Source organism: Janibacter melonis, assembly GCF_020567375.1.
Taxonomy (GTDB): Bacteria; Actinomycetota; Actinomycetes; order Actinomycetales; family Dermatophilaceae; genus Marihabitans; species Marihabitans melonis.
This window is the reverse complement of sequence record NZ_JAJBZM010000002.1, coordinates 714,950-740,602: the sequence shown is the minus strand read 5'-3', so window position 1 is coordinate 740,602 and position 25,653 is coordinate 714,950. Positions and strand designations below refer to the sequence as shown.

The 25,653-nt window shown below is 71.8% G+C and carries 21 protein-coding genes; 4 read left to right on the top strand and 17 right to left on the bottom strand.

All coding sequences use genetic code 11. From position 1 onward, the window contains the following. The first annotated feature begins 255 nt into the window (after positions 1–255). Together LIV55_RS09675 and rarD are read left to right on the top strand one after the other, a co-directional pair. Positions 256–2,331 carry a PhoX family protein gene (locus LIV55_RS09675; RefSeq protein ID WP_229300039.1) on the top strand — a complete coding sequence of 692 codons (2,076 nt, stop codon included), beginning with the start codon at positions 256–258 and terminating at the stop codon, positions 2,329–2,331. Between the two features lie 77 nt (positions 2,332–2,408). Then, positions 2,409–3,338: an EamA family transporter RarD gene (gene rarD, locus LIV55_RS09670; protein ID WP_068276890.1), complete on the top strand. Its 930-nt coding sequence runs from the start codon at positions 2,409–2,411 to the stop codon at positions 3,336–3,338. Here the strand turns inward: rarD and LIV55_RS09665 are convergent. From LIV55_RS09665 to LIV55_RS09585, 17 genes are all read right to left on the bottom strand, one after another. Then, positions 3,322–4,326 (bottom strand): polyprenyl synthetase family protein, encoded by a 1,005-nt coding sequence (locus LIV55_RS09665; protein ID WP_229300038.1) that lies wholly within the window; start codon positions 4,324–4,326, stop codon positions 3,322–3,324. The genes rarD and LIV55_RS09665 overlap by 17 nt on opposite strands. Positions 4,327–4,331: 5 nt before the next feature. After that, positions 4,332–5,912: an NADH-quinone oxidoreductase subunit NuoN gene (gene nuoN / locus LIV55_RS09660; protein ID WP_191564417.1), complete on the bottom strand. Its 1,581-nt coding sequence runs from the start codon at positions 5,910–5,912 to the stop codon at positions 4,332–4,334. Then, on the bottom strand, positions 5,912–7,543 hold the full coding sequence (locus tag LIV55_RS09655; RefSeq protein ID WP_229300037.1) for an NADH-quinone oxidoreductase subunit M: 1,632 nt from the start codon (positions 7,541–7,543) through the stop codon (positions 5,912–5,914). Before LIV55_RS09655 ends, nuoN begins: the two co-directional genes overlap by 1 nt. Further along, a complete protein-coding gene (nuoL, locus tag LIV55_RS09650; protein WP_123092389.1) occupies positions 7,543–9,387 on the bottom strand; it encodes an NADH-quinone oxidoreductase subunit L in 1,845 nt (614 codons plus the stop codon). The genes LIV55_RS09655 and nuoL overlap by 1 nt, the downstream gene beginning before the upstream one ends. 106 nt (positions 9,388–9,493) lie before the next feature. Continuing rightward, positions 9,494–9,793, bottom strand: a complete 300-nt coding sequence (gene nuoK / locus LIV55_RS09645; protein WP_068276877.1) for an NADH-quinone oxidoreductase subunit NuoK — start codon at positions 9,791–9,793, stop codon at positions 9,494–9,496. Beyond that, positions 9,790–10,563, bottom strand: a complete 774-nt coding sequence (locus LIV55_RS09640) for an NADH-quinone oxidoreductase subunit J (protein WP_229300036.1) — start codon at positions 10,561–10,563, stop codon at positions 9,790–9,792. The genes nuoK and LIV55_RS09640 overlap by 4 nt, the downstream gene beginning before the upstream one ends. Next, positions 10,560–11,168 (bottom strand): NADH-quinone oxidoreductase subunit NuoI, encoded by a 609-nt coding sequence (gene nuoI, locus LIV55_RS09635; RefSeq protein WP_068276870.1) that lies wholly within the window; start codon positions 11,166–11,168, stop codon positions 10,560–10,562. Before nuoI ends, LIV55_RS09640 begins: the two co-directional genes overlap by 4 nt. Beyond that, positions 11,161–12,567 carry an NADH-quinone oxidoreductase subunit NuoH gene (nuoH, locus tag LIV55_RS09630; RefSeq protein WP_191681622.1) on the bottom strand — a complete coding sequence of 469 codons (1,407 nt, stop codon included), beginning with the start codon at positions 12,565–12,567 and terminating at the stop codon, positions 11,161–11,163. The genes nuoI and nuoH overlap by 8 nt, the downstream gene beginning before the upstream one ends. Beyond that, entirely contained in the window at positions 12,564–15,038 is a 2,475-nt protein-coding gene (locus LIV55_RS09625) for an NADH-quinone oxidoreductase subunit G (RefSeq protein ID WP_229300035.1), read from the bottom strand. Before LIV55_RS09625 ends, nuoH begins: the two co-directional genes overlap by 4 nt. Next, entirely contained in the window at positions 15,035–16,360 is a 1,326-nt protein-coding gene (nuoF, locus tag LIV55_RS09620; RefSeq protein WP_123092297.1) for an NADH-quinone oxidoreductase subunit NuoF, read from the bottom strand. Before nuoF ends, LIV55_RS09625 begins: the two co-directional genes overlap by 4 nt. A 3-nt stretch (positions 16,361–16,363) precedes the next feature. Then, complete coding sequence (nuoE, locus tag LIV55_RS09615; RefSeq protein WP_229300034.1) at positions 16,364–17,257, bottom strand: NADH-quinone oxidoreductase subunit NuoE; 894 nt, start codon at positions 17,255–17,257, stop codon at positions 16,364–16,366. Then, a complete protein-coding gene (locus tag LIV55_RS09610) occupies positions 17,257–18,597 on the bottom strand; it encodes an NADH-quinone oxidoreductase subunit D (RefSeq protein ID WP_068276855.1) in 1,341 nt (446 codons plus the stop codon). The genes nuoE and LIV55_RS09610 overlap by 1 nt, the downstream gene beginning before the upstream one ends. Then, positions 18,597–19,481, bottom strand: a complete 885-nt coding sequence (locus LIV55_RS09605; RefSeq protein ID WP_229300033.1) for an NADH-quinone oxidoreductase subunit C — start codon at positions 19,479–19,481, stop codon at positions 18,597–18,599. The genes LIV55_RS09610 and LIV55_RS09605 overlap by 1 nt, the downstream gene beginning before the upstream one ends. Continuing rightward, the gene (locus LIV55_RS09600; RefSeq protein WP_123092298.1) at positions 19,478–20,065 is read right to left on the bottom strand and encodes a NuoB/complex I 20 kDa subunit family protein; all 588 of its coding nucleotides are present in this window, start codon (positions 20,063–20,065) and stop codon (positions 19,478–19,480) included. The genes LIV55_RS09605 and LIV55_RS09600 overlap by 4 nt, the downstream gene beginning before the upstream one ends. A gap of 19 nt (positions 20,066–20,084) precedes the next feature. Then, positions 20,085–20,444: an NADH-quinone oxidoreductase subunit A gene (locus LIV55_RS09595; protein WP_068276849.1), complete on the bottom strand. Its 360-nt coding sequence runs from the start codon at positions 20,442–20,444 to the stop codon at positions 20,085–20,087. Between the two features lie 75 nt (positions 20,445–20,519). Continuing rightward, positions 20,520–21,845, bottom strand: coding sequence for a geranylgeranyl reductase family protein (locus tag LIV55_RS09590; protein WP_068276846.1), 1,326 nt, complete (start codon positions 21,843–21,845; stop codon positions 20,520–20,522). Between the two features lie 111 nt (positions 21,846–21,956). After that, positions 21,957–22,652, bottom strand: a complete 696-nt coding sequence (locus LIV55_RS09585; protein ID WP_068276843.1) for a demethylmenaquinone methyltransferase — start codon at positions 22,650–22,652, stop codon at positions 21,957–21,959. A 97-nt stretch (positions 22,653–22,749) separates the two neighbouring features. Between LIV55_RS09585 and LIV55_RS09580 the strand changes: the two genes are divergently transcribed. Together LIV55_RS09580 and LIV55_RS09575 are read left to right on the top strand one after the other, a co-directional pair. Further along, positions 22,750–24,075, top strand: coding sequence for an isochorismate synthase (locus LIV55_RS09580; RefSeq protein ID WP_229300032.1), 1,326 nt, complete (start codon positions 22,750–22,752; stop codon positions 24,073–24,075). A 47-nt stretch (positions 24,076–24,122) separates the two neighbouring features. Next, positions 24,123–25,382, top strand: a complete 1,260-nt coding sequence (locus LIV55_RS09575; protein WP_229300031.1) for a GNAT family N-acetyltransferase — start codon at positions 24,123–24,125, stop codon at positions 25,380–25,382. Positions 25,383–25,653 lie beyond the last annotated feature (271 nt).

Here is a 25,653-nt window from a genome sequence, read left to right as displayed (position 1 = left end):
GGGGGGGGGGGGGGCCCCCCGGGGGGGGGGGGGGGGGGGGGGCGGGGGGGGGGGGGGGGCCGCGGCGGGGGCGGGGCCCCGGGGGGGGGGCGGGGGCCCCCCCCCCCGCCCCCCCCCCCCCCCCCCGGCCCCCCCCCCCCGCCCCGCGGGGGGGGGGCCCCCCGACGTTTGCCTCCTGCTCACCCGGCCGACACCCCGTGTGCGCGAGCCGTCCCTAGGTTGCGAGAGCACCCCTCGTCGAGACCTAGGACAGCCATGAGCCCGCACGCCGGACCGCGCACCCAGCTCCCCCTCGCCGTCGCCCACCGCGACGGCAGCCGCTCCCCGATGACCTGCACGTGGAAGTGCGCCGACGCGTGCTCGCAGCCGGTCCCGAACACGAGCGAGAACGCCTACTTCGGCGACGTCGTCGCCTCCTCGCGCCGCTCCGTGCTGCGCGCCGGCGCGCTGAGCGCCACCGCCGCGACCCTCGTCGGTCTCGCCGGCGTCGCGGGGGCCCAGCCCGCCGCCGCGGCCCCCGGGCCCGGGACGAAGGGGCGTCCGCACCTCCCCCGCCCGACCTCCCCCTTCGGCTTCGAGGGCATCGACCCCGTCCCCGCGGGCACCGACGAGGTCGTCGTCCCCAAGGGCTTCCAGTGGGCGCCGATCATCGCGTGGGGCGACCCGATCCTCCCCGGCGCGCCGGCCTTCGACTTCGACCGCCAGACCTCCGCCGCCCAGGCCGGCCAGTTCGGCTACAACTGCGACTACGTGGGGGTCATCCCGACGAACCGCAACGGCAAGGAGGCCGTGCTCGTCGCGAACAACGAGTACACGAACAACGAGCTGATGTTCGCCGGGTACGCGGGCGCGTCCTCGCTCACCGACGACCAGGTGCGGATCACGATGATGGCCCACGGCATGTCCGTGGTCGAGATGCGCCGCCGCGACAAGCACTCGCGCTGGACCTACCGCAAGGCCGCTCCGCTCAACCGCCGGATCACCGCGGTCACCCCCTTCGACATCGTCGGCCCAGTCCGGGGCAGCGAGCTCGTGCGCACCTCCGCCGACCCCCGGGGCGTCCGCGCGCTCGGCACCTTCGGCAACTGCGCCGGCGGCACGACCCCGTGGGACACCGTCCTGTCGGGCGAGGAGAACTTCAACGGCTACTTCACCCAGCCCGCGAGCGCCGGCTCCGACCGCGCCGGCCAGGCGCTCACGCGCTACGGCCTCGCGTCCGGCAGCACCGCCCAGCACGCGTGGGACCGCGTCGAGCCCCGCTTCGACCTCACCCGAGAGCCGCAGGAGGCCAACCGCTTCGGGTGGATCATCGAGGTCGACCCGCTCGACCCCACCTCGACGCCGAAGAAGCTCACCGCGCTCGGCCGGATGAAGCACGAGGGCGCCAACGTCATCATCAGCGACAGCGGCCACGTCGTCGCGTACATGGGTGACGACGAGCGCTACGACTACATGTACAAGTTCGTCAGCGCGAAGCGCTACCGCAAGGGCGACCGCCGCCACAACGCGACCCTGCTCCACGAGGGCGACCTCTACGTCGCGACCTTCGACGGCGAGGCCGACGGCACCCACGACGGCCAGGGCCGCTGGGTCCCGCTCACCCAGGGCGGGCGCTCCGCCGTCCCCGGCTTCACCCACGAGGAGGTCCTCGTCTACACGCGCCTCGCGGCCGACGCCGTCGGCGCGACGAAGATGGACCGCCCCGAGGACGTCGAGCCCAACCTCGTCACCGGCAAGATCTACGCCGCGCTGACGAACAACAGCCGCCGCACGGCCGCCGAGGTCGACGGCCCCAACCCCCGCCCGAGCAACAAGCACGGCCAGGTCCTCGAGATCACCGAGCGGCGCGGCGACCACACGGGCACCCGCTTCGCGTGGCGGCTCGTGCTCGTGTGCGGCGACCCGCAGGACCCGCAGACGTACTTCCTGGGCTACGACAAGAGCGAGGTCAGCCCGATCTCGTGCCCGGACAACCTCGCCTTCGACGGCGACGGGAACCTGTGGATCTCCACCGACGGCAACGCGCTCGGCCACTGCGACGGGATGTACCTCTACCCGCTCGAGGGCCGCGAGGCCGGTCACCTCCAGCAGCTGCTCTCGGTGCCCGCGTACTCCGAGTGCTGCGGCCCCCTCATCCAGTGGGACGACCGGGTGGTCTTCGCTGCCGTGCAGCACCCGGGCGAGGACACCGGCGCGAGCACGACGAACGTGCTCTCGACCTTCCCCTACCGGGGCAACACGCAGCCGCGCCCCGCGGTGATCATGGTGTGGCCGAAGAACCGCGGCAAGGGCCCGCAGCACGGCGAGGGCCACGGGCACCCCAAGCGCTGAGCCTGACCACCACGAAGGGGGACCGACCCGCACCAGGCGGGTCGGTCCCCCTTCGTGTGCGGTCGTATCCTCACGTCGTGACGCCACCCTCCCCCGACCAGCAGCGATCGCACCGACTCGGTCTGCTGGCCGCCTGGTCGGCCTACCTCATCTGGGGGCTCTTCCCGCTGTACTTCCACGCGCTCGAGCCCTCGGGCGCGTGGGAGATCCTCGCCCACCGCATCGTGTGGACCCTCGTCGTGTGCCTCGGGGTCCTGCTCGTGCGCGGCGAGCTCGTCGGGCTGGCGCGGCTGCTGCGCAGCCGCCCACGGCTCGCGCTCGCCGTCGCGCTCGCCGCCTACGTCATCGCCGTCAACTGGGGGGTGTACGTCTACGCGGTGACCCAGGGCCGCACCCACGAGGCGGCGCTGGGCTACTTCCTCAACCCCATCGTCACCATCGCGCTCGGTGTCCTCGTGCTGCGCGAGACGCTGCGGCCGCTCCAGTGGGTCGCCGTGGCCATCGGCGCCAGCGCGGGGATCTACCTCGCCGTCGTCGCCGGCACGGTGCCGTGGATCTCGCTCGTCCTCGCGGCGTCCTTCGCCACCTACGGCCTCATCAAGAAGCGGCTCGGCGCCTCGCTGCCCGCCCTGCAGTCGTTGAGCGCCGAGACCGTGGCCCTCGCGCCGCTGGCCGCGGGCGTGCTGCTGTGGCTCGGGCTGACGGGGGTCTCGACCTTCACCCTCGACGCGCCGCTCCACCCGGCCCTGCTCGTCCTGTCCGGCGTCGTCACCGCCGTGCCGCTCGTCCTCTTCGCGGAGTCGGCCCGGCGGATCCCGCTCGTGACGATCGGGCTCATCCAGTTCATCACCCCTGTCGCCCAGCTCGTCATCGGGCTGGCGCTGCTCGGCGAGCACATGCCGAGCAGCCGGTGGGTCGGCTTCGGGATCGTCTGGGTCGCCCTCGTCGTCCTGTCGGTCGACTCGGTGCTCGCCGCGAGGCGCAGCCGGGTCAGCCGGCGCGGGTGACGACGCTCTCGGCGAGCGCGAGGAGCGCAGCCTTCGCGTCGCTGTCCGGCAGCGGGGCGAGCACCTCGCTCGCACCGCGACCGACCGCGAGGGTCTCCTCGCGGGCCAGGTCCATCGCGCGGTGGGCGCGCAGCAGCTCCAGGGCGCGGGCGAGGTCGGCGTCGTCGTCGAGTTCGGAGAGCAGGAGGCGCTGCAGCTCGGCGTCGGCCGGGTCGTCCGACGCGAGCGCGTGGAGCACCGGGAGGGTGCGCTTGCCCTCGCGCAGGTCGGTGCCCGGCGTCTTGCCGCTCTCGCCCGAGAGCGACGCGACGTCGATGAGGTCGTCGGCGAGCTGGAAGGCGACGCCGAGGCGCTCGCCGTACTCCGTGGCCATGGCGACGACCTCGGGGGTCGCCCCGCTGAACATCGCGCCGTAGCGGGCCGCCGTCGCGACGAGGACACCCGTCTTGTCGGCGAGCACGCTGCGGTAGTACGCCTGCGGGTCCTCCCCCTCGGGGCAGGGCCGGTCGTCGCGGATCTGACCCGTGCACAGCCGGATGAAGGTCTGCGCCTGGATCTTCACGGCCTGCGGGCCGAGGTCGGCGATGATGTCCGACGCGCTGCCGAAGAGCAGGTCGCCGACGAGGATCGCCGTGGAGTTGTCGTACTTCGCGTTGGCGCTCGGCGCCCCGCGCCGCATGTCCGCCTCGTCCATGACGTCGTCGTGGTACAGGCTCGCGAGATGGGTCAGCTCGACCCCCGCCGCCGCGGCGACGACCTCGTCGGTGATGCCGTCGCCGAGCTCGGCGACGAGCATCGTGAGCATCGGGCGGAAGCGCTTGCCCCCCGCCTGCGCGAGGTGGAGGTTGGCCTCGCTGATGAAGTCGTCCTCGTGGCGCGTGCGCTCGAGGATGACCCGCTCGACCCGCTCGAGACCGTCGAGCAGCCGTGCGGTGAGGTCGTCGCTGGCCCCGGGGACCGCGATGATGCCAGGCGTCGAGCTCGTCACCGAGGTCACCGGACGAAGACGCTCGAGGACGCCGCGAGGTCGAGGAGCGGGCCGGGGAAGACGCCGAGCAGGACCGTGAGGACGACGCCGACGGCGATCGCGACGACGGAGAGCAGCGCCGGCTGGGCCAGCGTGACCTCGCCCGCGGGCTCGGTGAAGTACATGAGGACGATGATCCGCACGTAGACGAAGGCGGTGACCGCGCTGGCGAGCACGCCGATGACGACGAGCACGATGCCCGACAGGCCGCCGTGCTGGACCGCGGGCACGAAGGCCGCGACCTTCGCCGTGAAGCCCGACGTCAGCGGGATGCCCGCGAAGGCGAGCAGCATGAGCGTCATCGCCGCGGCGACGAAGGGGTGGCTGCGCCCGAGCCCCGCCCACTGGGAGAGGTGGGTGGCCTCGGCGCCGCGCTCGCGCACCATGGCCACGAGGGCGAAGGCGGCGATCGTCGAGGCGCCGTAGGCGACGAGGTAGAAGAGCACGCCGGAGATCGCGGTCTGGTCGAAGGCGAGGACGCCGACGAGGATGAAGCCCGCGTGCGCGACCGAGCTGTAGGCCAGGAGGCGCTTGATGTCGGTCTGGGTGACCGAAAGCACGGCGCCGACGACCATCGTCAGCGCGGCGATCGCGACGACCCCGATGTGCCACTCCCAGCGGGTGGTCTCGAGACCGACGTAGACGAGCCGCAGCAGGGCGCCGAAGGCGGCGATCTTCGTGCACGCGGCCATGAAGCCCGTGACGGCGGTCGGGGCGCCCTGGTAGACGTCCGGGGTCCACGAGTGGAAGGGCACGGCGCCGACCTTGAAGAGCAGGCCGACGAGGAGGAAGACGACGCCCGGCAGGAGCAGGCCCTCCATCTCACCGGTCGAGGTGCTCGCGGCCTGCGCGATGGCGCTGAGGCGCACCGAGCCGGCGTAGCCGTAGAGCAGGCCCGCACCGAAGAGGAAGAAGGCCGAGCTGAAGGCGCCGAGGAGGAAGTACTTCAGCGCCGCCTCCTGGGAGAGCAGCCGGCGACGGCGGCCCAGCCCGGTGATGAGGTAGAGCGGCAGCGAGAGGACCTCGAGGGCGATGAACATCGACAGCAGGTCGTTCGCGGCGGTGAACATCATCATGCCGGCGAGGGAGAAGAGCGTCAGCGGGAAGACCTCGGTGGTCGCCCAGCCGGCGCGCGCCGCGGCGCTCTCCATCTGCGAGCCCGGGGTCGCCGAGCCCATCGGGGTGAAGGCGTCCGGGCCGTCGCCGCCGAAGCGCTCGGCCATGGCGAGAAGCCCGACGAGACCGAGGACGAGCAGCGCCCCCATGAGGTAGCGGCTCGGCCCGTCGATCGCGAGGGTGCCGTCGACGGTCGCCCCGGTGACGTCGTCGCCCGAGGGCACGACGAGCGCGACGAGCGCGCCGAGGAGGGCGACGACGGAGATGCCCAGCTGGAGCGGGTAGCGCAGCCGCCGGGGCGCGAAGGCCTCGACGAGCACCCCGAGGATGGCACCGGCGAAGACGACGACCATCGGCGCGACCGCGGCGTACGCGATGTCGGCCATCTCGAAGTCGCCTGCCATCGGCAGGCTGGTGAGCACGGCGGGCATCAGTGGTCACTCCCGTGGGTCGAGGCGGTGTCCGCCGGGGCGTCGTGTGCCGGGTCGCTGACCCCGACGACCTGCAGCGTGCGCTGCACCGCCGGGTCGAGGACGTCGAGCACGGGCTTGGGGAAGAAGCCGATGACGAGGAGGGCGGCGAGCAGCGGTGCGACGACGACCTTCTCGCGCAGCCCGAGGTCGCGCACCGGGCCGATCTGGGTCGGGGTCACCCCTTCGTCGAGGTCGGCACGCACGTAGGGCAGGTCCTGGCCGCCCGTGTCCGGGCCCTCGAGACGCGTGACCGCGCCCTCGACGACGACCGGCGCGGGGCCGGTCATGACGCGCTTGTACATGAGCAGCACGTACAGCGCAGACAGGACGAGGCCGAGCGAGGCGACGACACCGGCTGCCGGGTAGCGCTGGAAGGTGCCGGTGATGACGAGGAACTCCGAGACGAAGGTCGACAGGCCCGGCAGCGACAGCGCGGACAGACCGGCGACGAGGAAGACGCCGGCCAGGGCCGGGGTCACCCGCTGCCAGCCGCCGTAGGCGTCGATGCGACGGCTGCCCCGGCGGGCGATGAGCATGCCCGCGACGAGGAAGAGCGCCGCCGTCGAGAAGCCGTGGTTGATCATGTAGAGGTTCGACCCGGCGTGGGCCGTCGAGGTGAAGGCGAAGATGCCCAGGACGATGAAGCCGAAGTGGCTCACCGACGTGAAGGCGATGAGGCGCATCATGTCGGACTGGCCGATCGCGAGGATCGCACCGTAGACGATCGAGACGAGCGCGAGCACGACGACGACCGGCGTCGCCCACTGGCTGGCCTCCGGGAAGAGCTGGAGGCAGAAGCGGATCATCCCGTAGGTGCCGACCTTGTCGAGCACGCCGACGAGCAGGGTCGCGACGGCGGGCCGCGACTCGGCTGCGGCGTCGGGCAGCCACGTGTGCAGCGGCCACATCGGCGCCTTGATCGCGAAGGCGATGAAGAAGCCGAGGAAGAGCCAGCGCTCCGTGTCCTGCGCGATGTCGAGACCGGTGAGGCGCTCGATCATGAAGCCGTCCGTGCCACCGGGGCCGACGACGTACAGGCCGATGACCGCGACGAGCATGATGAGCCCGCCGGCCAGCGAGTACAGGAGGAACTTCACGGCCGCGTACTGGCGCCGCTCACCGCCGTACATCCCGATGAGGAAGTACACCGGGATGAGCATCGCCTCGAAGAAGACGTAGAAGAGGAAGACGTCCGTGGCGGCGAAGACGCCGACCATGAAGGGCACGAGCGAGAGCAGGAGCGCGAAGTACGTGCTCTCCGAGCGCCCGCCGGGCACGTCGTCCCAGGCGGCCACCATGCACACGGGCGCGAGCACGAGGGCCATGAGGATGAGGGCCAGCGAGATGCCGTCGACCCCGAGGGCCCACGAGACGCCGAGCTGGGGGATCCACGAGTACTGCTCGGCGAGCTGGAACTGCTCCGAGGACCCGATGACGAACTGCGAGGCCGCCGCGATGCCCACGACGAGCGTGAGCAGCGAGGTGCCGAGCGCGAAGCGCTTGGCGAGGGTGGCCGGCAGGGCAGCCGTGATCGCGGCCCCGACGAGGGGCAGCGCCACGAGCAGCGACAGCCAGGGGAGGTCGGTCATCAGTTCATCACCCACAGTGCACCGAGGAGGACGACGACGCCCGTGAGCATCGTCAGGGCATAGCTGCGCGCGTAGCCGGACTGCACGCGACGCAGGCGAGACGAGGAGCCGCCGACGGCGGCGGCGAGCCCGCTGAAGACCCCGTCGACACCGGCCTTGTCGGTGAAGGCGAGGCTGCGGGTCAGGTGGATCCCGGGCCACTGCAGGAAGTTCGCGTTGAGCTGGTCCTGGTAGAGGTCGTCGCGGGCGGCGCGCGTGGCGACGGAGCCCCGCGGTGCGACCTGCGGCACCTCCTCGCGCACGTAGCGCAGGTAGGCCAGCGCGGCCCCGGCGAGGACGAGGACGATCGTCGCGGCCATGAGGACGGGGATCGGCAGGACCGGCTCCTCGTGCTCGTGGTGGCCGAAGACCGGCTCGAGGAAGGTCGGGAAGTCGAAGAGGACCATCGCGCCACCCAGTGCGGCGGAGCCGACGGCGAGGACCATCATCGGGATCGTCATCACCGCGGGCGACTCGTGCGGGTGCACGTCGTCGGTCCACCGGCGCTTGCCGTGGAAGGTCATGAAGAACAGGCGCGACATGTAGAAGGCGGTGACGCCGGCGCCGAGGAGCGCGACCAGCCCGAAGACCCACGGGCGCCAGCCCTCGCCGACGAAGGCGGCCTCGATGATCTTGTCCTTGCTCCAGAAGCCGGAGAAGGGCGGCAGGCCGAGGATCGCCAGCCAGCCGAGGGCGAAGGTGATCCAGGTGATCTTCATGGCGCGGGACAGCCCGCCGAAGCGGCGCATGTCGACCTGGTCGCCCATGCCGTGCATGACCGAGCCGGCGCCGAGGAACATCCCGGCCTTGAAGAAGCCGTGGGTGATGAGGTGGAAGATCGCGAAGGCGTAGCCGACCGGGCCCAGACCCGCGGCGAGCATCATGTAGCCGATCTGGCTCATCGTCGAGGCCGCGAGGGCCTTCTTGATGTCGTCCTTCGCGCAGCCGACGACCGCGCCGTAGACGAGCGTGATCGCACCGACGATCGCGACGACGAGCTGCGCGTCCGGCGCCGCGTCGAAGATCGTGTGGCTGCGCACGACGAGGTAGACACCGGCGGTGACCATCGTCGCGGCGTGGATGAGCGCCGAGACCGGCGTCGGGCCGGCCATCGCGTCGCCGAGCCAGCTCTGCAGCGGGAACTGCGCGGACTTGCCGCAGGCGCCGAGGAGGAGCAGCAGGCCGATCGCGGTGAGCGCACCGGTCGAGGCGCCCCCGACCGCGGAGTCGACGCTGGCGAAGTCGACCGCGCCGAAGGTGGCGAACATCAGCGCGATGGCCAGGGCCATGCCGAGGTCGCCGACGCGGTTGGCGACGAAGGCCTTGTTCGCGGCGGTCGCGTAGGCGGCGCGGTGGTTCCAGAAGCCGATGAGCAGCCAGGACGCCAGACCCACGCCCTCCCAGCCGACGAAGAGCAGCAGGTAGCTGTCCGCGAGGACGAGCAGCAGCATCGAGGCGACGAAGAGGTTGAGGTAGGCGAAGAAGCGCCGGCGGTCGGGGTCGTGCTCCATGTACCCGAGCGAGTACACGTGGATGAGCGACCCGACGAAGGTGATGAGCAGGACGAAGCTGATCGACAGCGGGTCGACGAGCATGCCGGCCGAGAGCTGGAAGGCCCCGGCGGGGATCCACTCGTAGAGGTCGAGGTGAGAGGCCCGCTCCCCCGCGTCGACGCCGAGCATCGCGACGAGCAGCGCAGCACCGAGGAGGAAGGACGCCCAGGACAGGGCGGTGGCCAGGTAGGGGCCGAAGGCGTCCGTCGCGCGTCCGCCGAGCAGCAGCAGGGCTGCGCCGGCGAGCGGCATCGCGACGAGCAGCCAGCCCCAGGCCGTCAGACCGGTCGCTGCGTGGGCAGCGGCCGACCCTTCGGTCGTGAGGGAGACCAGGATCTGGTTGGGCACCAAGGGCTCCTTACAGCTTCAGCAGGTTGGCGTCGTCGACCGAGGCCGACCGGCGGGCACGGAAGATCGCCATGATGATCGCCAGGCCGACGACGACCTCGCAGGCGGCGACGACCATGACGAAGAGGGCGATGGCCTGCCCCTCGACCGTCCCGTGCATGCGCGCGAAGGTGACGAAGACGAGGTTGGCGGCGTTGAGCATGAGCTCGACGCCCATGAAGACGATGATCGCGTTGCGGCGCAGCAGCACCGTGGCCCCGCCGATGGCAAAGAGGACCGACGCGAGGTAGATGTAGGCCATGTAGGTCATCGGCGGCCGCCCTCCTCGATCTCGTCCTCGGTGCGCGCCGCGAGCTCGGTGTACCGGGTGGGCACGGTGACCTGGTCGCGGGCCGCGAGGACCTTGTTGATGGACAGCTCGGAGATGCTGCCGTCGGGCAGCAGCGCCGGGGTGTCGACGGCGTTGTGCCGGGCGTAGACGCCGGGCACGGGCAGACCGGCGAGGTGCTTGCCCTCCTTGAAGCGACGCTCGCTCCACGCGCGCTGCGTCGGCTTGGGTGCGAGGCGCTCGCGGTAGGCAAGGACCATCGCGCCGAGCGCGGCGGTGATGAGCAGCGCGGAGGTGGTCTCGAAGACCCACACGTACCGGCCGAAGATGTAGTTCGCCATGGCGTTGACGTTGCCCGGGTCGGCGTTGACCTCGGCCAGGCTCGGCGTCGCGGTGTAGCTGACGCGGCGCACGGCGGAGACGAGCAGGCCGACGATGCCGAGGGTGAGCACGACGGTCGCCAGGCGGTGGCCCTTGAGCGTCTCGACGACGCTGTCGGAGTGGTCGACGCCGACGAGCATGACGACGAAGAGGAAGAGCATCATCACCGCGCCCGTGTACACGAAGATGTGCACGACGCCGAGGAGCGGCGCCTCGAGGGTGACGAGGTAGAGCATGCCGAGGCAGATCATCGTCACGACCATGCCGAGAGCGGCGTGGACGGCCTTGCGGGCGAAGAGCAGCCCGCACGCGGCGACGGTGGCGATGACGGCGAGGACCCAGAAGGTCACCCCTTCGCCCGTGGACATCATGACTGGCCCTCCTGCGCCGTCGCGGCGGCGTGGTGCTCCTGCGCCCACCGGGTCTGCTCCGGCGTGGCCGCCGTGACCTTGCCCTGGTAGTAGTCGCGCTCCTCGAGGCCCTCGACCATGGGGTGCGGTGCGGGCACCATCCCCTGCTGGATCGGGGCGAGCAGCTGCTCCTTGGTGAAGATGAGGTCGGCGCGGTTGTTGTCCGCGAGCTCGTACTCGTTGGTCATCGTCAGCGCGCGCGTCGGGCAGGCCTCGATGCACAGCCCGCAGAAGATGCAGCGCAGGTAGTTGATCTGGTAGATCCGCCCGTAGCGCTCGCCGGGGCTGAAGCGCAGGCCCGACGCGTCGTCGTTGCTCTCGCCCTCGACCATGATCGCGTCGGCCGGGCAGGCCCACGCGCACAGCTCGCAGCCGACGCACTTCTCGAGACCGTCGGGGTGACGGTTGAGCTGGTGGCGGCCGTGGAAGCGCGGCTGGGTGGGCCACTTGACCTCGGGGTACTCCTGGGTGGCGACCTTGCGGAACATCGTCGCGAAGGTCACGCCGAACCCGGCGACCGGTGCGAAGAGGTCCGAGAAGAACCCGCCCTTGCTCTCGTCAGCCACGGTGCTGCTCCTTCTCGGTGCTCGTGGTGGTGTCGGTGCTCGCGGGGGCGTCGGCCAGGGCCGTCGCGCCGCGACGGTCGGGCTCGACGAGCCGCTGACCGGGCAGCGGCGGCACGGGGTAGCCGCCGGCGAAGGGGTCGACCTCGTCGGGGACGTGCGCCGCCTCCTGCTCCGCGGCCGTGCGCTTCTCGACGCGGGTCTCCCACAGCCAGGTCCCGCCGAGGACGAGGACGGCGATGAAGCCGACGACGACGAGCGAGGCGATGGAGATCTCGCGGCCGAGCAGGCTCACGGTCCCGTCGCCGAAGTAGCCCAGCTCGGGGCTCGCGGCACGCATGAACGCGACCGCGATGACCCAGACGAGCGCGACGGGGATGAGGAACTTCCAGCCGAAGCGCATGAACTGGTCGTACCGGGTGCGGGGCAGCGAGCCGCGCAGCCAGACGAAGAAGAACATGAAGACCCACAGCTTGGCGGTGAACCACAGCACGCCCCACCAGCCCTGGTCGAGCATGCCGTCGCCGATCGCCGCGATGCCGGGAGGGGCCGCGGGGCCGCCGAGGAAGAGCGTCGTCGCCAGCGCGGAGACGGTGAACATGTTGATGTACTCGCCGAGGAAGAACATCGCGAAGCGCATGCCCGAGTACTCGGTGAAGTAGCCGCCGACGATCTCGCCCTCGCCCTCGGCGAGGTCGACGGGCAGACGGTTGGTCTCGCCGACCATCGTGATGACGTAGATGACGAAGGAGACGCACGCCGGGATGATGAACCACAGGTCGCGCTGCGCGTAGACGATCTGGCTCGTGCTCATCGACCCCGCGTAGAGGAAGACGGCGACGAGCGAGAGGCCCATGGCGATCTCGTAGGAGATGATCTGCGCCGTCGCGCGCAGCCCGCCGAGGAGCGGGTAGGTCGAGCCGGAGGACCAGCCCGCGAGGACGATGCCGTACGCGGCGACGCCGGCGACGGCGAGGACGAGCAGGCTCGCGACCGGCAGATCGGTCAGCTGCAGCGGCGTGCGGTGGCCGAAGAGGCTCACGTCGCCGCCCATGGGCATGATCGCGAAGGAGACGAAGGCCATCGTCGCGAAGATGATCGGCGCGATCGTGAAGATCAGGGCGTCGGCGGCCTTGGGCCGCACGTCCTCCTTGAGCATCGACTTCATGCCGTCGGCCAGCGTCTGCAGCAGGCCGAAGGGGCCGTTGCGGTTCGGGCCGGGACGCTGCTGCATCCGGCCGATGACGCGGCGCTCGAACCAGATGACGAGCAGCACCGAGAGCAGCAGGTAGACGAAGAGGAAGAGCGCCTTGACGAGCGAGAGCCACACCGGGGTGTCGCTGAAGTCGGCCCGCGGCACCGAGGGGTTGACCTCGGTGACGAGGTAGGCGAGGTCGATCATGCGGCACCACCTGGGGTCACGGTGACGACGGCGCCCGAGCGGGCAGCCAGGGATCGGAGGTCGCAGCCCTCGGAGCGGGTCGGCAGCCACACGACGTGGTCGACCATCTCCGTGACGTGGACCGGTGCGGTGACCCGCACGCCGTCACCGGTGACGGTGACGAGGTCGCCCGGCACGACGCCGAGGGACTGCGCGCTCACCGGCGACATGAGGGCTCGCGGCGTCGGCGCGGTGCCGGCGAGGAAGGGCTCCCCGTCCTGCAGCGAGCCGCGGTCGAGCAGGTGGTGCCAGGTCGCGAGGACGAACTGACCCGGGCCCGGCTGCGGGACGGAGACCGGCGCGGCCGGTGCGGGCGCCGAGGTCGGGGCCGTCGTGCGGGCTGGCAGCGTCGCGAGCTCGCGGCGCACCTCGCCCACGGTGCGGGTGCCGAGGAAGACGCCCATCTCGTCGGCGAGCATCGACAGCACGCGGTGGTCGCCCATCGCGGTCGTGTCCAGCGCGGCGGCGAAGGGGCGCTCGCGGCCCTCCCAGTCCAGGAAGGTCCCCTCGCTCTCGGCGTGGGGCGCGATCGGCAGGACGACGTCGGCGTGCTCGGTCACCGTGCTCGGACGCATCTCGAGCGAGACGACGAAGGCGCGCTCCAGCGCGGCCCGGCCGTCGGCGTGACCGATGTCGTCGACGTCGACGCCCGCGACGAGCAGCGCGTCGAGACGGCCGATCGCGGCGGCCTCGAGCATGCCGGCGGTGTCGCGGCCGGAGGTGTCGGGCAGCTCGCGCTCGGTCTGCCAGGCGGCGGCGACCTCGGCGCGGTCGGCGGCGGAGGTGGCGGCGCGGCCACCGGGCAGCAGGCCCGGGAGAGCACCGGCCTCGAGCGCACCGCGCTCACCGGCGCGACGCGGCACCCAGGCCAGACGGGCGCCGGAGGCCTCGGCCAGCTCGGCCGCGGCGGAGAGGGCACCGGGCACGGTGGCCAGGCGCTCGCCGACGAGGACGACCGTCCCCGGCTCGCGCAGCGCCATGCGGGCCGCGGCGAAGGCGTCCCCGCCCATCTGCTCGGTCGTGCCCTCGCCCGCGAGGGCGCGCAGCACCTCGGTCTCGGTGCCCGGGGCGCTCGGGATGAGCGTGCCGCCGAGCTTGTCGAGACCGCGGGTGGCCAGGGGCGCGACGGAGTAGACCGACGTCTTGGCCTTGCGGTACCCGCGGCGCAGCCGCAGGAAGACGATGGGGCTCTCCTCCTCGGGCTCGAGCCCGACGAGGACGACCGAGGAGGCCGAGCCGAGGTCGTCGTAGGTGACCCCGCCGGTCTGCGGCGTGGAGCCGATGACGTGCGCGGCGAGGAAGTCGGCCTCCTCGGCCGAGTGCGGCCGGGCGCGGAAGTCGACGTCGTTCGTGCCGAGGACGACCCGGGCGAACTTCGCGTACGAGTAGGCGTCCTCGGTGCTCACACGACCACCGACGAGGACGCCGGCGCCGCGGGCGGCACGCAGGCCGTCGGCCGCGGCCGCGAGGGCCTCGCGCCACGACGCGACCCGCAGCTCGCCGTCCTCGCGGATCATCGGCAGCTCGATGCGGTCGCCGGTCGTGGCGTAGGTGAAGGCCCAGCGACCCTTGTCGCAGTTCCACTCCTCGTTGACGGCCGGGTCCGCGGCGGCCATCCGGCGCAGCACGGTGCCGCGGCGGTGGTCGGTGCGCAGCGAGCAGCCGCTGGCGCAGTGCTCGCAGGTCGTCGGGGTGGAGACGAGGTCGAAGGGGCGCGAGCGGAAGCGGTAGGCCGCCCCGGTAAGCGCGCCGACCGGGCAGATCTGCACGGTGTTGCCCGAGAAGTAGCTCTCGAAGGGCTGCTCCTCGTAGATGCCGACCTGCTGCAGCGCGCCGCGCTCGACGAGGGCGATGAAGGGGTCACCGGCGACCTGGTCGGAGAAGCGGGTGCACCGGGCGCACAGGACGCAGCGCTCGCGGTCGAGCAGCACCTGGCTGGAGATGTTGATCGGCTTGGGGTAGGTGCGCTTGACGTCCTCGAAGCGAGACGTCGCCCGGCCGTGGCTCATCGCCTGGTTCTGCAGGGGGCACTCGCCGCCCTTGTCGCACACCGGGCAGTCGAGCGGGTGGTTGACGAGGAGCAGCTCCATGACGCCCTGCTGCGCCTTGTCGGCGACGGGCGAGGTGAGCTGGGTCTTGACCTCCATGCCCGGCGCGACGGTCATCGTGCACGACGCCTGCGGCTTGGGCATCGGCTTGACGTTGCCCTCGCGGTCGGGCATCGCGACCTCGACGAGGCACTGCCGGCAGGCCCCAACCGGGTCCAGGCCCGGGTGGTCGCAGAAGCGCGGGATCTCGATGCCGACCTGCTCGGCGGCACGGATGATGAGGGTGTCCTTGGGGACAGAGACCTCGACCCCGTCGATGGTGAGCTCGACGGTCTCGACCGCCGGCTTCGCGGCGGCCGAGCTCTTGTCGCTCGTGACGGTCATGCGGTCACCTTCGCAGTGTCGTTCTGGGAGAAGAGCACGGACGCGGCCGGGGGGAAGAGCTCGGCGGCCGGCGTGTGGCAGCCGGCCTCGAACTCCTCGCGGAAGTACTGGACCGCCGAGGTCACCGGGCTCGTCGCGCCGTCCCCGAGCGCGCAGAAGCTGCGGCCCAGGATGTTGTCGCAGATGTCGACGAGCTTGTCGATGTCCTCCGGGGTGCCCTGGCCGTGCTCGATGCGCTCGAGGATCTGGGCGAGCCACCACGTGCCCTCACGGCACGGGGTGCACTTGCCGCAGGACTCGTGCCGGTAGAAGTCGATCCAGCGCGAGACCGCGCGCACGACGGAGACCGTCTCGTCGAAGATCTGCAGCGCGCGCGTGCCGAGCATCGAGCCGGCCGCGGCGACGGACTCGAAGTCCAGCGGCACGTCGAGGTGCTCGTCGGTGAAGATCGGCGTCGAGGACCCGCCCGGGGTCCAGAACTTCAGCTTCTTGCTCGGGTCGCGCATGCCGCCGGCCATGTCGATGAGCTCGCGCAGGGTGATGCCCAGCGGGGCCTCGTACTGGCCGGGGTTCTTCACGTGCCCGGAGAGGCTGAAGATGCCGAAGCCCTGGGACTTCTCGGTGCCCATGTCGGAGAACCACTCGGCGCCGTGGAGCAGGATCGGCGGCACGGAGGCGATGGACTCGACGTTGTTGACGACCGTCGGGCGGGCGTAGAGGCCCGCGACGGCCGGGAAGGGGGGCTTGAGGCGCGGCTGCCCGCGACGGCCCTCGAGGCTGTCGAGCAGCGCGGTCTCCTCGCCGCAGATGTACGCGCCGGCGCCGGCGTGCACGGTGACGTCGAGGTCGAAGCCCGAGCCGAGGATGTCCTTGCCGAGGTAGCCCGCGGCGTACGCCTCCTCGACCGCGCGCAGCAGTCGGCGGTAGACGTGGACGACCTCGCCGCGCAGGTAGATGAAGGCGTGGTTGCAGCCGATGGCGAAGGAGGTGATGGCCACCCCTTCGATGAGGAACTGCGGCGCCGCCATCATGAGCGGGATGTCCTTGCACGTGCCCGGCTCGGACTCGTCGGCGTTGACGACGAGGTAGCGGGGGCCGCCGTCCGGCGGCGGCAGGAAGCCCCACTTCATGCCCGTGGGGAAGCCGGCGCCGCCACGGCCGCGCAGACCGGAGTCCTTCGTCATCTGCACGAGGTCGGCCGGGTCCATGGTGAGCGCGGTGCGCAGGGCCTGGTAGCCCTCGTTGCGCTCGTAGGTCTCCAGCGTCCAGGACTGCGGCTCGTCCCAGAACTTCGTGAGGATCGGGGTCAGCTGAGTGCTCATCGTCTACTCCCCCTCGGCCTTGTTGTCGTCGTCGGCGATCTTCGTCGCCTCCGCCGAGCGAGCGTCCTCGCCGCCCGGCTTCTCGTCGGGCTCGTTGGCCGGCGCGTTGACCGAGCCGTAGGCGCCCTGCGCCACGCCGCCCGGCGCGTCCGCGCTGGCGGAGGTGCTCGTGGTGTCGGACCCGCCGGGGGCGGTCCAGCCCTCGCGCCGGGCGATCTCGACACCGCGAAGGGAGGCCGGCCCGGCCCCGACGCCCTCGTCGGCGAGACCGTCGGAGAAGCCGGCGAGGACGCGGGAGACCTGCTTGAAGGTGCACACGCGCGAGGGCCCGCGGCTCGGGGCGACGCTCTCGCCGGCGCGCAGGGCGTCGACGAGCTCGACGGTCGAGGCGGGGGTCTGGTTGTCGAAGAACTCCCAGTTCGCCATGACGACGGGCGCGTAGTCGCACGCCGCGTTGCACTCGACGCGCTCGAGGGTGATCTTGCCGTCGGCGGTCGTCTCGTCGTGGCCGATGCCGAGGTGCTCGGAGACCTCGTCCCAGATCTGGTCGCCGCCCATGATCGCGCACAGGGTGTTCGTGCAGACGCCGACGGTGTACTCGCCGTTGGGGTGCCGCTTGTACTGGGTGTAGAAGGTCGCGACGCCGGAGACCTCGGCCGTGGTGAGCTCGAGGGTCTCGGCGCAGAACTCGATGCCACGACCGGTGATGTACCCGTCGACGGACTGGACGAGGTGCAGCAGCGGCAGCAGCGCGGAGCGCTTCTGCGGGTAGCGCGCGACGACGAGCTCGGCCTCGGCGGCCAGCTGCTCGAGCACCTCGGCCGGGTAGGGCTCCTTGCTCTCGCTCGGGACGTGGAGGTGCCCCGAGGCGGTCTGCTCTGCGAAGTTGCCGGACATCAGCGGTCCACGCCTCCCATGACGGGGTCGAGCGAGGCGACGGCGACGATGACGTCGGCGAGGTTGCCGCCCTCGCACATCGCCGCGGTGGCCTGCAGGTTGTTGAAGCTCGGGTCGCGGAAGTGCGCCCGGTAGGGGCGGGTGCCGCCGTCGGAGACGAGGTGGCAGCCGAGCTCGCCCTTCGGCGACTCGACGGCGACGTACGCCTGGCCCGGCGGGACCCGGAAGCCCTCGGTGACGAGCTTGAAGTGGTGGATGAGCGCCTCCATCGAGGTGCCCATGATCGTGCGGATGTGCTCGAGGCTGTTGCCCATGCCGTCGCCACCGACCGCGAGCTGCGAGGGCCACGCGATCTTCTTGTCCTCGACCATGACCGGGCCGGGGTTGGCCTGGAGCTCGTCGGTGACCTGCTCGATGATCCGCAGGCTCTGGTGGATCTCGTCGAGACGGATGCACAGCCGGTCGTAGGAGTCGGCACCGGTGCGGGTGATGACGTCGAAGTCGTACTTCTCGTACCCGCAGTAGGGGCTGAGCTTGCGCAGGTCGTGGGGCAGGCCCGCCGAGCGCAGCACGGGACCGGTGATGCCGAGCGCCATGCAGCCGGTGAGGCTGAGGTAGCCGACCCCCTTCGTGCGGCCCTTGAGGATCGGGGCCTCGAGGAGGAGCTTCTCCAGCTCGTGGATGCCCTGGCGGATGAGCGGCACGTTCTCGCGGATCTTGTCGATCGCGCCGTGCGGCAGGTCCTGGGCGACGCCGCCGGGACGGATGTAGGCGTTGTTCATCCGCAGGCCGGTGATGTTCTCGATGATCGACAGGATCCGCTCGCGCTCGCGGAAGCCGATCGTCATGACCGTCGTCGCGCCCATCTCCATGCCGCCGGTGCCCATGGCGATGAGGTGGGAGGAGATGCGGGTGAGCTCCATCATGAGCACCCGGATCGCGCTCGCGCGCTCGGGGATCTGCTCCTCGATGCCGAGGAGGCGCTCGATGGCCAGGCAGTAGGCCGCCTCCTGGAACATCGGGGTGAGGTAGTCCATGCGGGTGCAGAAGGTCACGCCCTGGGTCCAGGTGCGGAACTCCATGTTCTTCTCGATGCCCGTGTGGAGGTAGCCGATGCCCGCGCGGGTCTCGGTCACCGTCTCGCCGTCGAGCTCGAGGATGAGCCGGAGCACGCCGTGGGTCGACGGGTGCTGCGGGCCCATGTTGACGACGATCCGCTCCTCGGGGTGCATCCCGAGCTCGCCGATCTGCTCGTCCCAGTCTCCGCCGGAGACGTCGACGACGTAGCCCTGCGTCGCCTCGTCGGCGGCGCCGGTCGCGTGGAAGGTTTGAGCACTCATCAGCTGTACGACCTCCGCTGGTCCGGCGGCGGCACGGTGCCGCCCTTGTACTCGACGGGCACGCCGCCGAGCGGGTAGTCCTTGCGCTGGGGGTGACCGGGCCAGTCGTCCGGCATGAGGATCCGGGTGAGGTCCGGTCGGCCCTCGAAGAGGATGCCGAACATGTCCCACGTCTCGCGCTCGTGCCAGTCGGCGGCGGGGTAGACGTGGACGATGCTCGGGATCCGCGGGTCGGCGTCGGGCACGGCCACCTCGACGCGCACCCGGCGACCGCCGTGGGTGATGGAGAGCAGGTGGTAGACGGCGTGGAGCTCCTCGCCGACCTGCTGGGGGTGGTGCACGCCGGAGACCGACACGCACATCTCGAAGCGCAGCCGGGGGTCGTCGCGCAGCGCCTGCATGACCGAGGGCAGCTCGGCGGGCGCGACGTGGAGGGTCAGCTCGCCGCGGTCGACGACGACGCTGCGCACCGGCGTGCCGCCGGTCGCGTCCTGCAGGTGGTCGACGACCTCGTCGAAGTAGCTGCCGTAGGGCCGCTCGGCGGCGCCCGGGAAGAGGATCGGGGAGCGCAGGCCGCCGTAGCCGGAGGTGTCTCCCCCCTTCGCCGCGCCGAACATGCCGGTGCGCTCGCCGACGACGACCGCGCCGGCGGGGTCGCCCGCGGTCGAGCGGGTCGTGCCGTCGCCCGGGCCCTGGCCCGAGCTCTGCTGCGGGGTGGCCGACGGCGCGTCGGCGACGACGTTGGTCCGCTCGACCGGACGCTGCTCGCCCTGCAGCCCGCCGACGGGCGGCAGGTCGGGGTTGCCGGTGCCGGTCAGGCCCGCGCCCTCGGGGCGCACGGGGTCGCCCTGCGTGCCCGGGGTGTCCTTGTCCTGCTCGCTCATGCGAGGAGATTCCTTCCGACGAGGCCCTCGTGGTCGTGCGTGGGCGCGAGCAGCTCGGTCGGGGTCGCGCCGAGCGCGGCCTGCTCGGCCGCGCGGGCGGCGGCGACGCGGTTGACGCCGAGCTTGCTCCCCTGGATCTGGCCGTGCAGCTCGATGATCGCGTTGAGCAGCATCTCCGGGCGCGGCGGGCAGCCGGGCAGGTAGATGTCGACGGGGATGATGTGGTCGACGCCCTGGACGATGGCGTAGTTGTTGAACATCCCGCCCGAGCTCGCGCAGACGCCCATCGAGATGACCCACTTCGGGTTGGCCATCTGGTCGTAGACCTGGCGCACGACGGGGGCCATCTTCTGGCTCACCCGGCCGGCGACGATCATGAGGTCGGCCTGGCGCGGGGTCGCGGCGAAGCGCTCCATGCCGAAGCGGGCGAGGTCGTAGTGCGGGGTGCCGACGGCCATCATCTCGATGGCGCAGCAGGCCAGGCCGAAGGTCGCCGGCCAGATCGAGGCCTTGCGCATGTAGCCGGCGACGTTCTCGAGCGTCGTCAGGGCGATCCCTGCCGGCAGCTTCTCCTCAAGTCCCATCAGTGTGCTCCCTTTCGCGTCAGTCCCACTCGAGGCCGCCGCGACGCCAGACGTAGGCGTAGGCGACGAAGATGGTGATCATGAAGAGCACCATCTCGACGAGTGCGAAGAGGCCGAGGTTGTCGAAGGCGACGGCGAAAGGCAGCAGGAAGAGCGTCTCGACGTCGAAGATGATGAAGAGCATCGCGGTGAGGTAGTACTTCACCGGGAAGCGGCCGCCCTCGGCGGCCTGGGGGGTGGGCTGGATGCCGCACTCGTAGGCCTGGGCCTTGGCGGAGTTGTACCGGGCCGGGCCGACGACCAGGCTGGTGCCCACCGACAGAAGGGCGAAGCCCAGACCCAGGGCCAGCAGGATGCCGAGCGGGATGTAGGGGTTCATCGCGTCATGACCTCGCTTTCCGTCAGCACGCTGTGACGCATGTCATTCATCCTAGGGGTCGTCATCGAAGCCTCCTCAGGCGCTCGGCGCCAGGCGCGTCATCGCCTGGATGACGCGGTCGTCGAGGCCGCCGCCGCTCTCCTGCGGCAGGTTGGCCATGAGCTTGAGCATGAAGCGCATGAGCGTCGTCCGGGGGAGACCGTACTTCGTCGCCAGGCGCATGATCTCCGGCTTGCCGATGAGCTTGGCGAACTCGGCACCGATCCGGAAGTAGCCGCCGTGCATCTGCTTCATCCGCAGGACGTAGCGCTGCAGCACGGCCTCGCGGGCCGCCAGGCTGCTCGCGCGCAGCGCCTCGTCGATGACCTCTGCGGCGACGAAGGCGGCCTCGAGGGCGTAGTCGATGCCCTCGCCGTTGAAGGGGTTGACCATGCCACCGGAGTCGCCGACGAGGAGCAGGCCCCGGTCGTACAGCGGCTGGCGGTTGAAGGCCATCGGCAGGGCCGCGGACTTGATCGGGCCGGTGATCGTCGCCTCGGAGATGCCCCACTCATCGGGCATCGAGGCCACCCAGCGGCGCATGACGTCCTTGTAGTCCGTGCGCCCGAAGGCCTCGGAGGTGTTGAGGATGCCCAGGCCGATGTTGCTGCGCCCGTCGCCGAGACCGAAGAGCCAGCCGTAGCCGGGCATGAGGATGTCGCGGCCGTCCTCCCCCTTCGTCCACAGCTCGAGGTGGGACTCCATGTAGTCGTCCGTGTGGCGCGGCGTCTCGTAGTAGGCGCGCACCGCGACGCCCATCGGGCGGTCCTCGCGCTTCTCGCGGCCGAGGGCCACGGCCAGGCGCGAGCTCACGCCGTCGGCGGCGACGACGACGGGCGCCCGGTAGGTGACCCGCTCCCCCGTCGCGCGGCCGGTCTCGGACATGACCTTCGCGACGACGCCGACGACGCGGCCGTCGTCGTCGAGGACGGGCTCGGTGACGTTGCGCCGCTCGACCAGCTCGGCGCCGCAGCGCTCGGCGTGCCGGGCGAGGTACTCGTCGAGGTCCTCGCGGCCGCGGGCCATGCCGAAGGAGGGGAAGGAGTCGACCTCGGGCCAGTCGAGCTGGAGGCGCATGCCGCCGCCGATGATCCGCAGGCCCTTGTTGTGGGCCCAGCCGTCGGTCTCGGCGGTGGGGACCTCGAGGTGGATGAGCTGGCGGACCGCGCGCGGGGTGAGCCCGTCGCCGCAGATCTTGTCGCGGGGGAAGGAGGTCTTCTCGAGCAGGACGACGCGGCGGCCGGCCTTGGCCAGCCAGGCGGCGGTCGCGCTGCCCCCCGGACCGGCACCGACGACGACGACGTCCGCGTGCACGACGTCGCCGTCGAGCCGCGGGGTGGGGGCGTCAGCAGGGGTGGTCACGCTCGTCCTCGGGTGCTTGTGAAGGGATTCACGAACTACGACAGGGTACGTGCCGGTCGCGAAGGGGTGCAGTGAGGTTGTCCTAACCTGGCCCGTCGGGCCCGGGTCGGGTCAGGCCGGGTTGATCCCGCGGTGGAGGGCGACGATCCCGGCCGAGAGGTTGGTCCACTCGACGTCGTGCCAGCCAGCGGTGGCGAGGTCGCTCGCCAGCTCGCGCTGGCCGGGCCAGGCCTGGATCGACTCGGCGAGGTAGACGTAGGAGTCGGGGTTGGAGGAGATCCGGCGGGCCACGGCGGGCAGCGCGCCCATGAGGTAGCGCTTGTAGATCGTGCGGAAGCCCGGGACGACGGGGTCGCTGAACTCGCAGATGACGAGCCGGCCCCCCGGACGGGTGACCCGGCGGAACTCCGCGAGCGCGACGTGCCGGTCGGCGACGTTGCGCAGCCCGAAGGACATCGTCACGGCGTCGAAGGTGTCGTCGGCGAAGGGGAGGCGCATCGCGTCGGCCGCGGTGAGGGCGAGCGCGGGGTTGCGCCGGCGACCCTCGCGCAGCATCCCGAGGGAGAAGTCGGCGGGGACGACGTCGACCCCGCGGGCCGCGAAGGGCTCGCTCGAGGTGGCGGTGCCCGCCGCGATGTCGAGGACCCGCTCGCCGGTCTGCGCGTCGACGGCCTCCACGACGGCCGTGCGCCACGCGCGGTCCTGGCCGAGGGAGAGGACGTCGTTGGTGAGGTCGTAGCGCTTCGCGACGTCGTCGAACATCGTCGCGACGTCCTTGGGGTCCTTCTCGAGGGAGGCGCGGATCATGGACCCATCCTCGCACCCGGGACCCTGCCGCACGGACGGGCACGAGGACGGCCGTGAGGACGGCCACGCCCGGGGGCAGGCGTATGCTGATCGGGCGATGACCACCCTCGACCCCGCCCTGGCGCGCCTCGACGCCCGCACCTCCCCCTCGTCGTCCCCGCGCCTGGTCTGCCGGACCGTGCGGGTGCCCGCGACCCGGGTGGGTGACCTCCTGGCCCTGCTGCCCGACGACACCTCGCAGGTGCTCTCGTGGGTGCGACGCGGCGAGGGTCTCGTCGGCTGGGGCGAGGTGGCCGGGCTGTCGGTCACCGGCGAGGACCGCTTCGGGCGGGCGCAGGACTGGTGGCGCGAGATCACCGCGGTCGCCGACGTCGAGGACGAGGTCGAGGTGCCCGGCACCGGCCCGATCTGCTTCGGCTCGATGGCCTACTCGGCCCGCTCGCAGACCCCCTCCCGGCTCGTCGTCCCCGCCGTCGTCGTCGGCCGCCGGGGCCGCGACGCCTGGGTGACGACGACCTGGCTCGAGGGCGAGGAGCCCTCCCCCGTGGACGACGCGGTCGAGATCTCCCTTCGCCCCTCCCCCGCGCCGCGCGCGCCGGAGTCGATCCGCTTCAGCGACGGCGACCTCTCGGCCGGCTCGTGGGCCGGGATCGTCGAGCAGGCCGTCACGCGGATCAGCGCCGGCGAGCTCGACAAGGTCGTCCTCGCCCGCAGCCTCGACGTCGAGGCCGACTCGCGGATCGACCCCCGATGGGTGCTGCAGCGCCTCGCGCAGGACTACGACACGACGTGGGTCTTCTCCGTCGCCGGTCTCGTCGGCGCGACCCCGGAGATGCTCGTGCGCCTCGAGCGCGGCCTCGTCACCTCGCGGGTGCTCGCCGGCACGATCCGGCGCACCGGCGACGACAGCCACGACCTCGCGCTCGCGGGCTCGCTCGCGCGCAGCAGCAAGGACCTCGAGGAGCACGAGTACGCCGTGCGCTCGGTCGCCGACGCCCTCGCCGCGCACACCTCCTCGATCAACGTGCCGGAGTCCCCCTTCGTCCTGCACCTGACGAACGTCATGCACCTCGCGACCGATGTCGCCGGGGTCGTCGACGACACGTCGACCTCGCTCGCGCTCGCGGCCTCGCTGCACCCCTCCGCCGCCGTCTGCGGCACGCCGACCCCCGTCGCCGACGGGCTCATCGGCGAGCTCGAGCAGATGGACCGCGGCCGCTACGCCGGACCGGTGGGCTGGATGGACGCGACCGGCGACGGCGAGTGGGGCATCGCGCTGCGCTGCGGCGCGCAGACCTCGCCGACCTCGCTGCGCCTCTACGCGGGCTGCGGGATCGTCGCCGGGTCCGACGCCGCGAGCGAGGTGGCGGAGTCGGACGCGAAGTTCCTCCCGATGCGCCAGGCGCTCACCCCTCCCGCCTGACCGACAACTCGCGTGACACCCGTGCCCGGCGCGGGCAGGGTGGACGGGTGAGCACCCACCCGCAGCACGCCGTCACCGCCGACCCCGACGTCGAGCGCTTCGCCGCGATCGACGACCTCGTGTGGTTCGACGACATCGGCTTCGACGAGGCCGTCTCGTACGCGCGGGCGGTCCCCCACCGGTGGGCCGTCACCGCCGCCGGGGGCGACGACGGGTCGCCGTACCGCGGCATCGCCGGAGCCTTCGAGATGGAGCTCACCGTGCCCGGGGCGCCGGGCGGCGCCCCGACGCAGCTGCCCGTGTCGGGGCTGACCTGGGTGGGGGTGCACCCCGACCACCGGCGCACCGGCGTGCTCACCACCCTCATGGACGCCCACCTCAGCTGGTGTCGCGAGCAGGGCCTGGCGCTCGCCGCGCTGCACGCCTCGGACGTGACGATCTACGGCCGTTTCGGCTACGCCGTCGCCTCGACCGCGGGCGAGATCTCGCTCGGTCACGGGGCGACGTTCGACGCACCGGGGGTGAGCACCGAGGGCATCACGACCTCGATGCTCGACCTCTCCGACGAGCACGTGCTCGCCCGGGTGCACGCCGCGCACCGGGCTCTCGCCGCCGGCCGCGTCGGCTCGGTCACCCGCACCCTCGAGCTGGCCACCCGCGTCTACACCGACCCCGCGTCACGGCTGCGGGGCACGGAGCGGCGCCGCGTCGTCATCGCGACGCGCGACGGGCAGGACGTCGGCTACGCGATCCTGCGGCGCCGCCCCAAGTGGGAGGACGGCCGCAGCGCCGCCACGCTCGACTGCGAGGAGTGGGCCTGGGCGGACAGCGCGGCCCAGCTCGCCCTGGCCCGGCGACTCACCTCCGTCGACCTCGTGACGCGCACGAGCCTGCGGGTCACCTCCGACGACGCCCTGCTGTGGTGGTGCGGCGGCCCGCGCACCGTCGTGCACAAGACCGGCGACGAGCTGTGGCTGCGTGTGCTCGACCTGCCCGCCGCGCTCTCCGCCCGGGGCTGGTCGGCCGACTGCGACGTCGTGCTCGAGGTGCGGGACGGGCTCTTCGAGGACCAGGCCGGTCGGTGGCGGGTGACGGCCCGCGACGGGCGCGCCGAGGTGACGCGCACCGACGACCCCGCCGACCTCGGGCTCGACGTCGGGGTCCTCGGGGCGACCTACCTCGGCGGCCGCCGCCTCGCCGCCCTCGCCCGCCAGGGCCTCGTCGAGGTCCACGACCCCGCCGCCCTGCGAGCCCTCGACGAGGCCCTGTCCACCCCCACCCTCCCTGTCCCACCCGTGAGCTTCTGACCCCGCGCCTCGCACCTCACCTGTCCCGAACCTCACCTGCCCCAGGTTTCTCGGGTCACCCGATAAACCCCCGCTGAGCACGAGTAAGAGACTCGTGCCGAGCGGGGGTTTGTCTTGCTGAGCCTGCCCGCGACGAAAGGGGTGGCCATTCCGCACGTGGGGTGGCCCCTTCGGGCGGTGGCGGTGCCAGCAGAACCCCACCAGCCCCACGCTTCTCGGGTCACCCGATAAACCCCGCCTCAGCATGGGTAAGAGACTCGTGCGAAGCGGG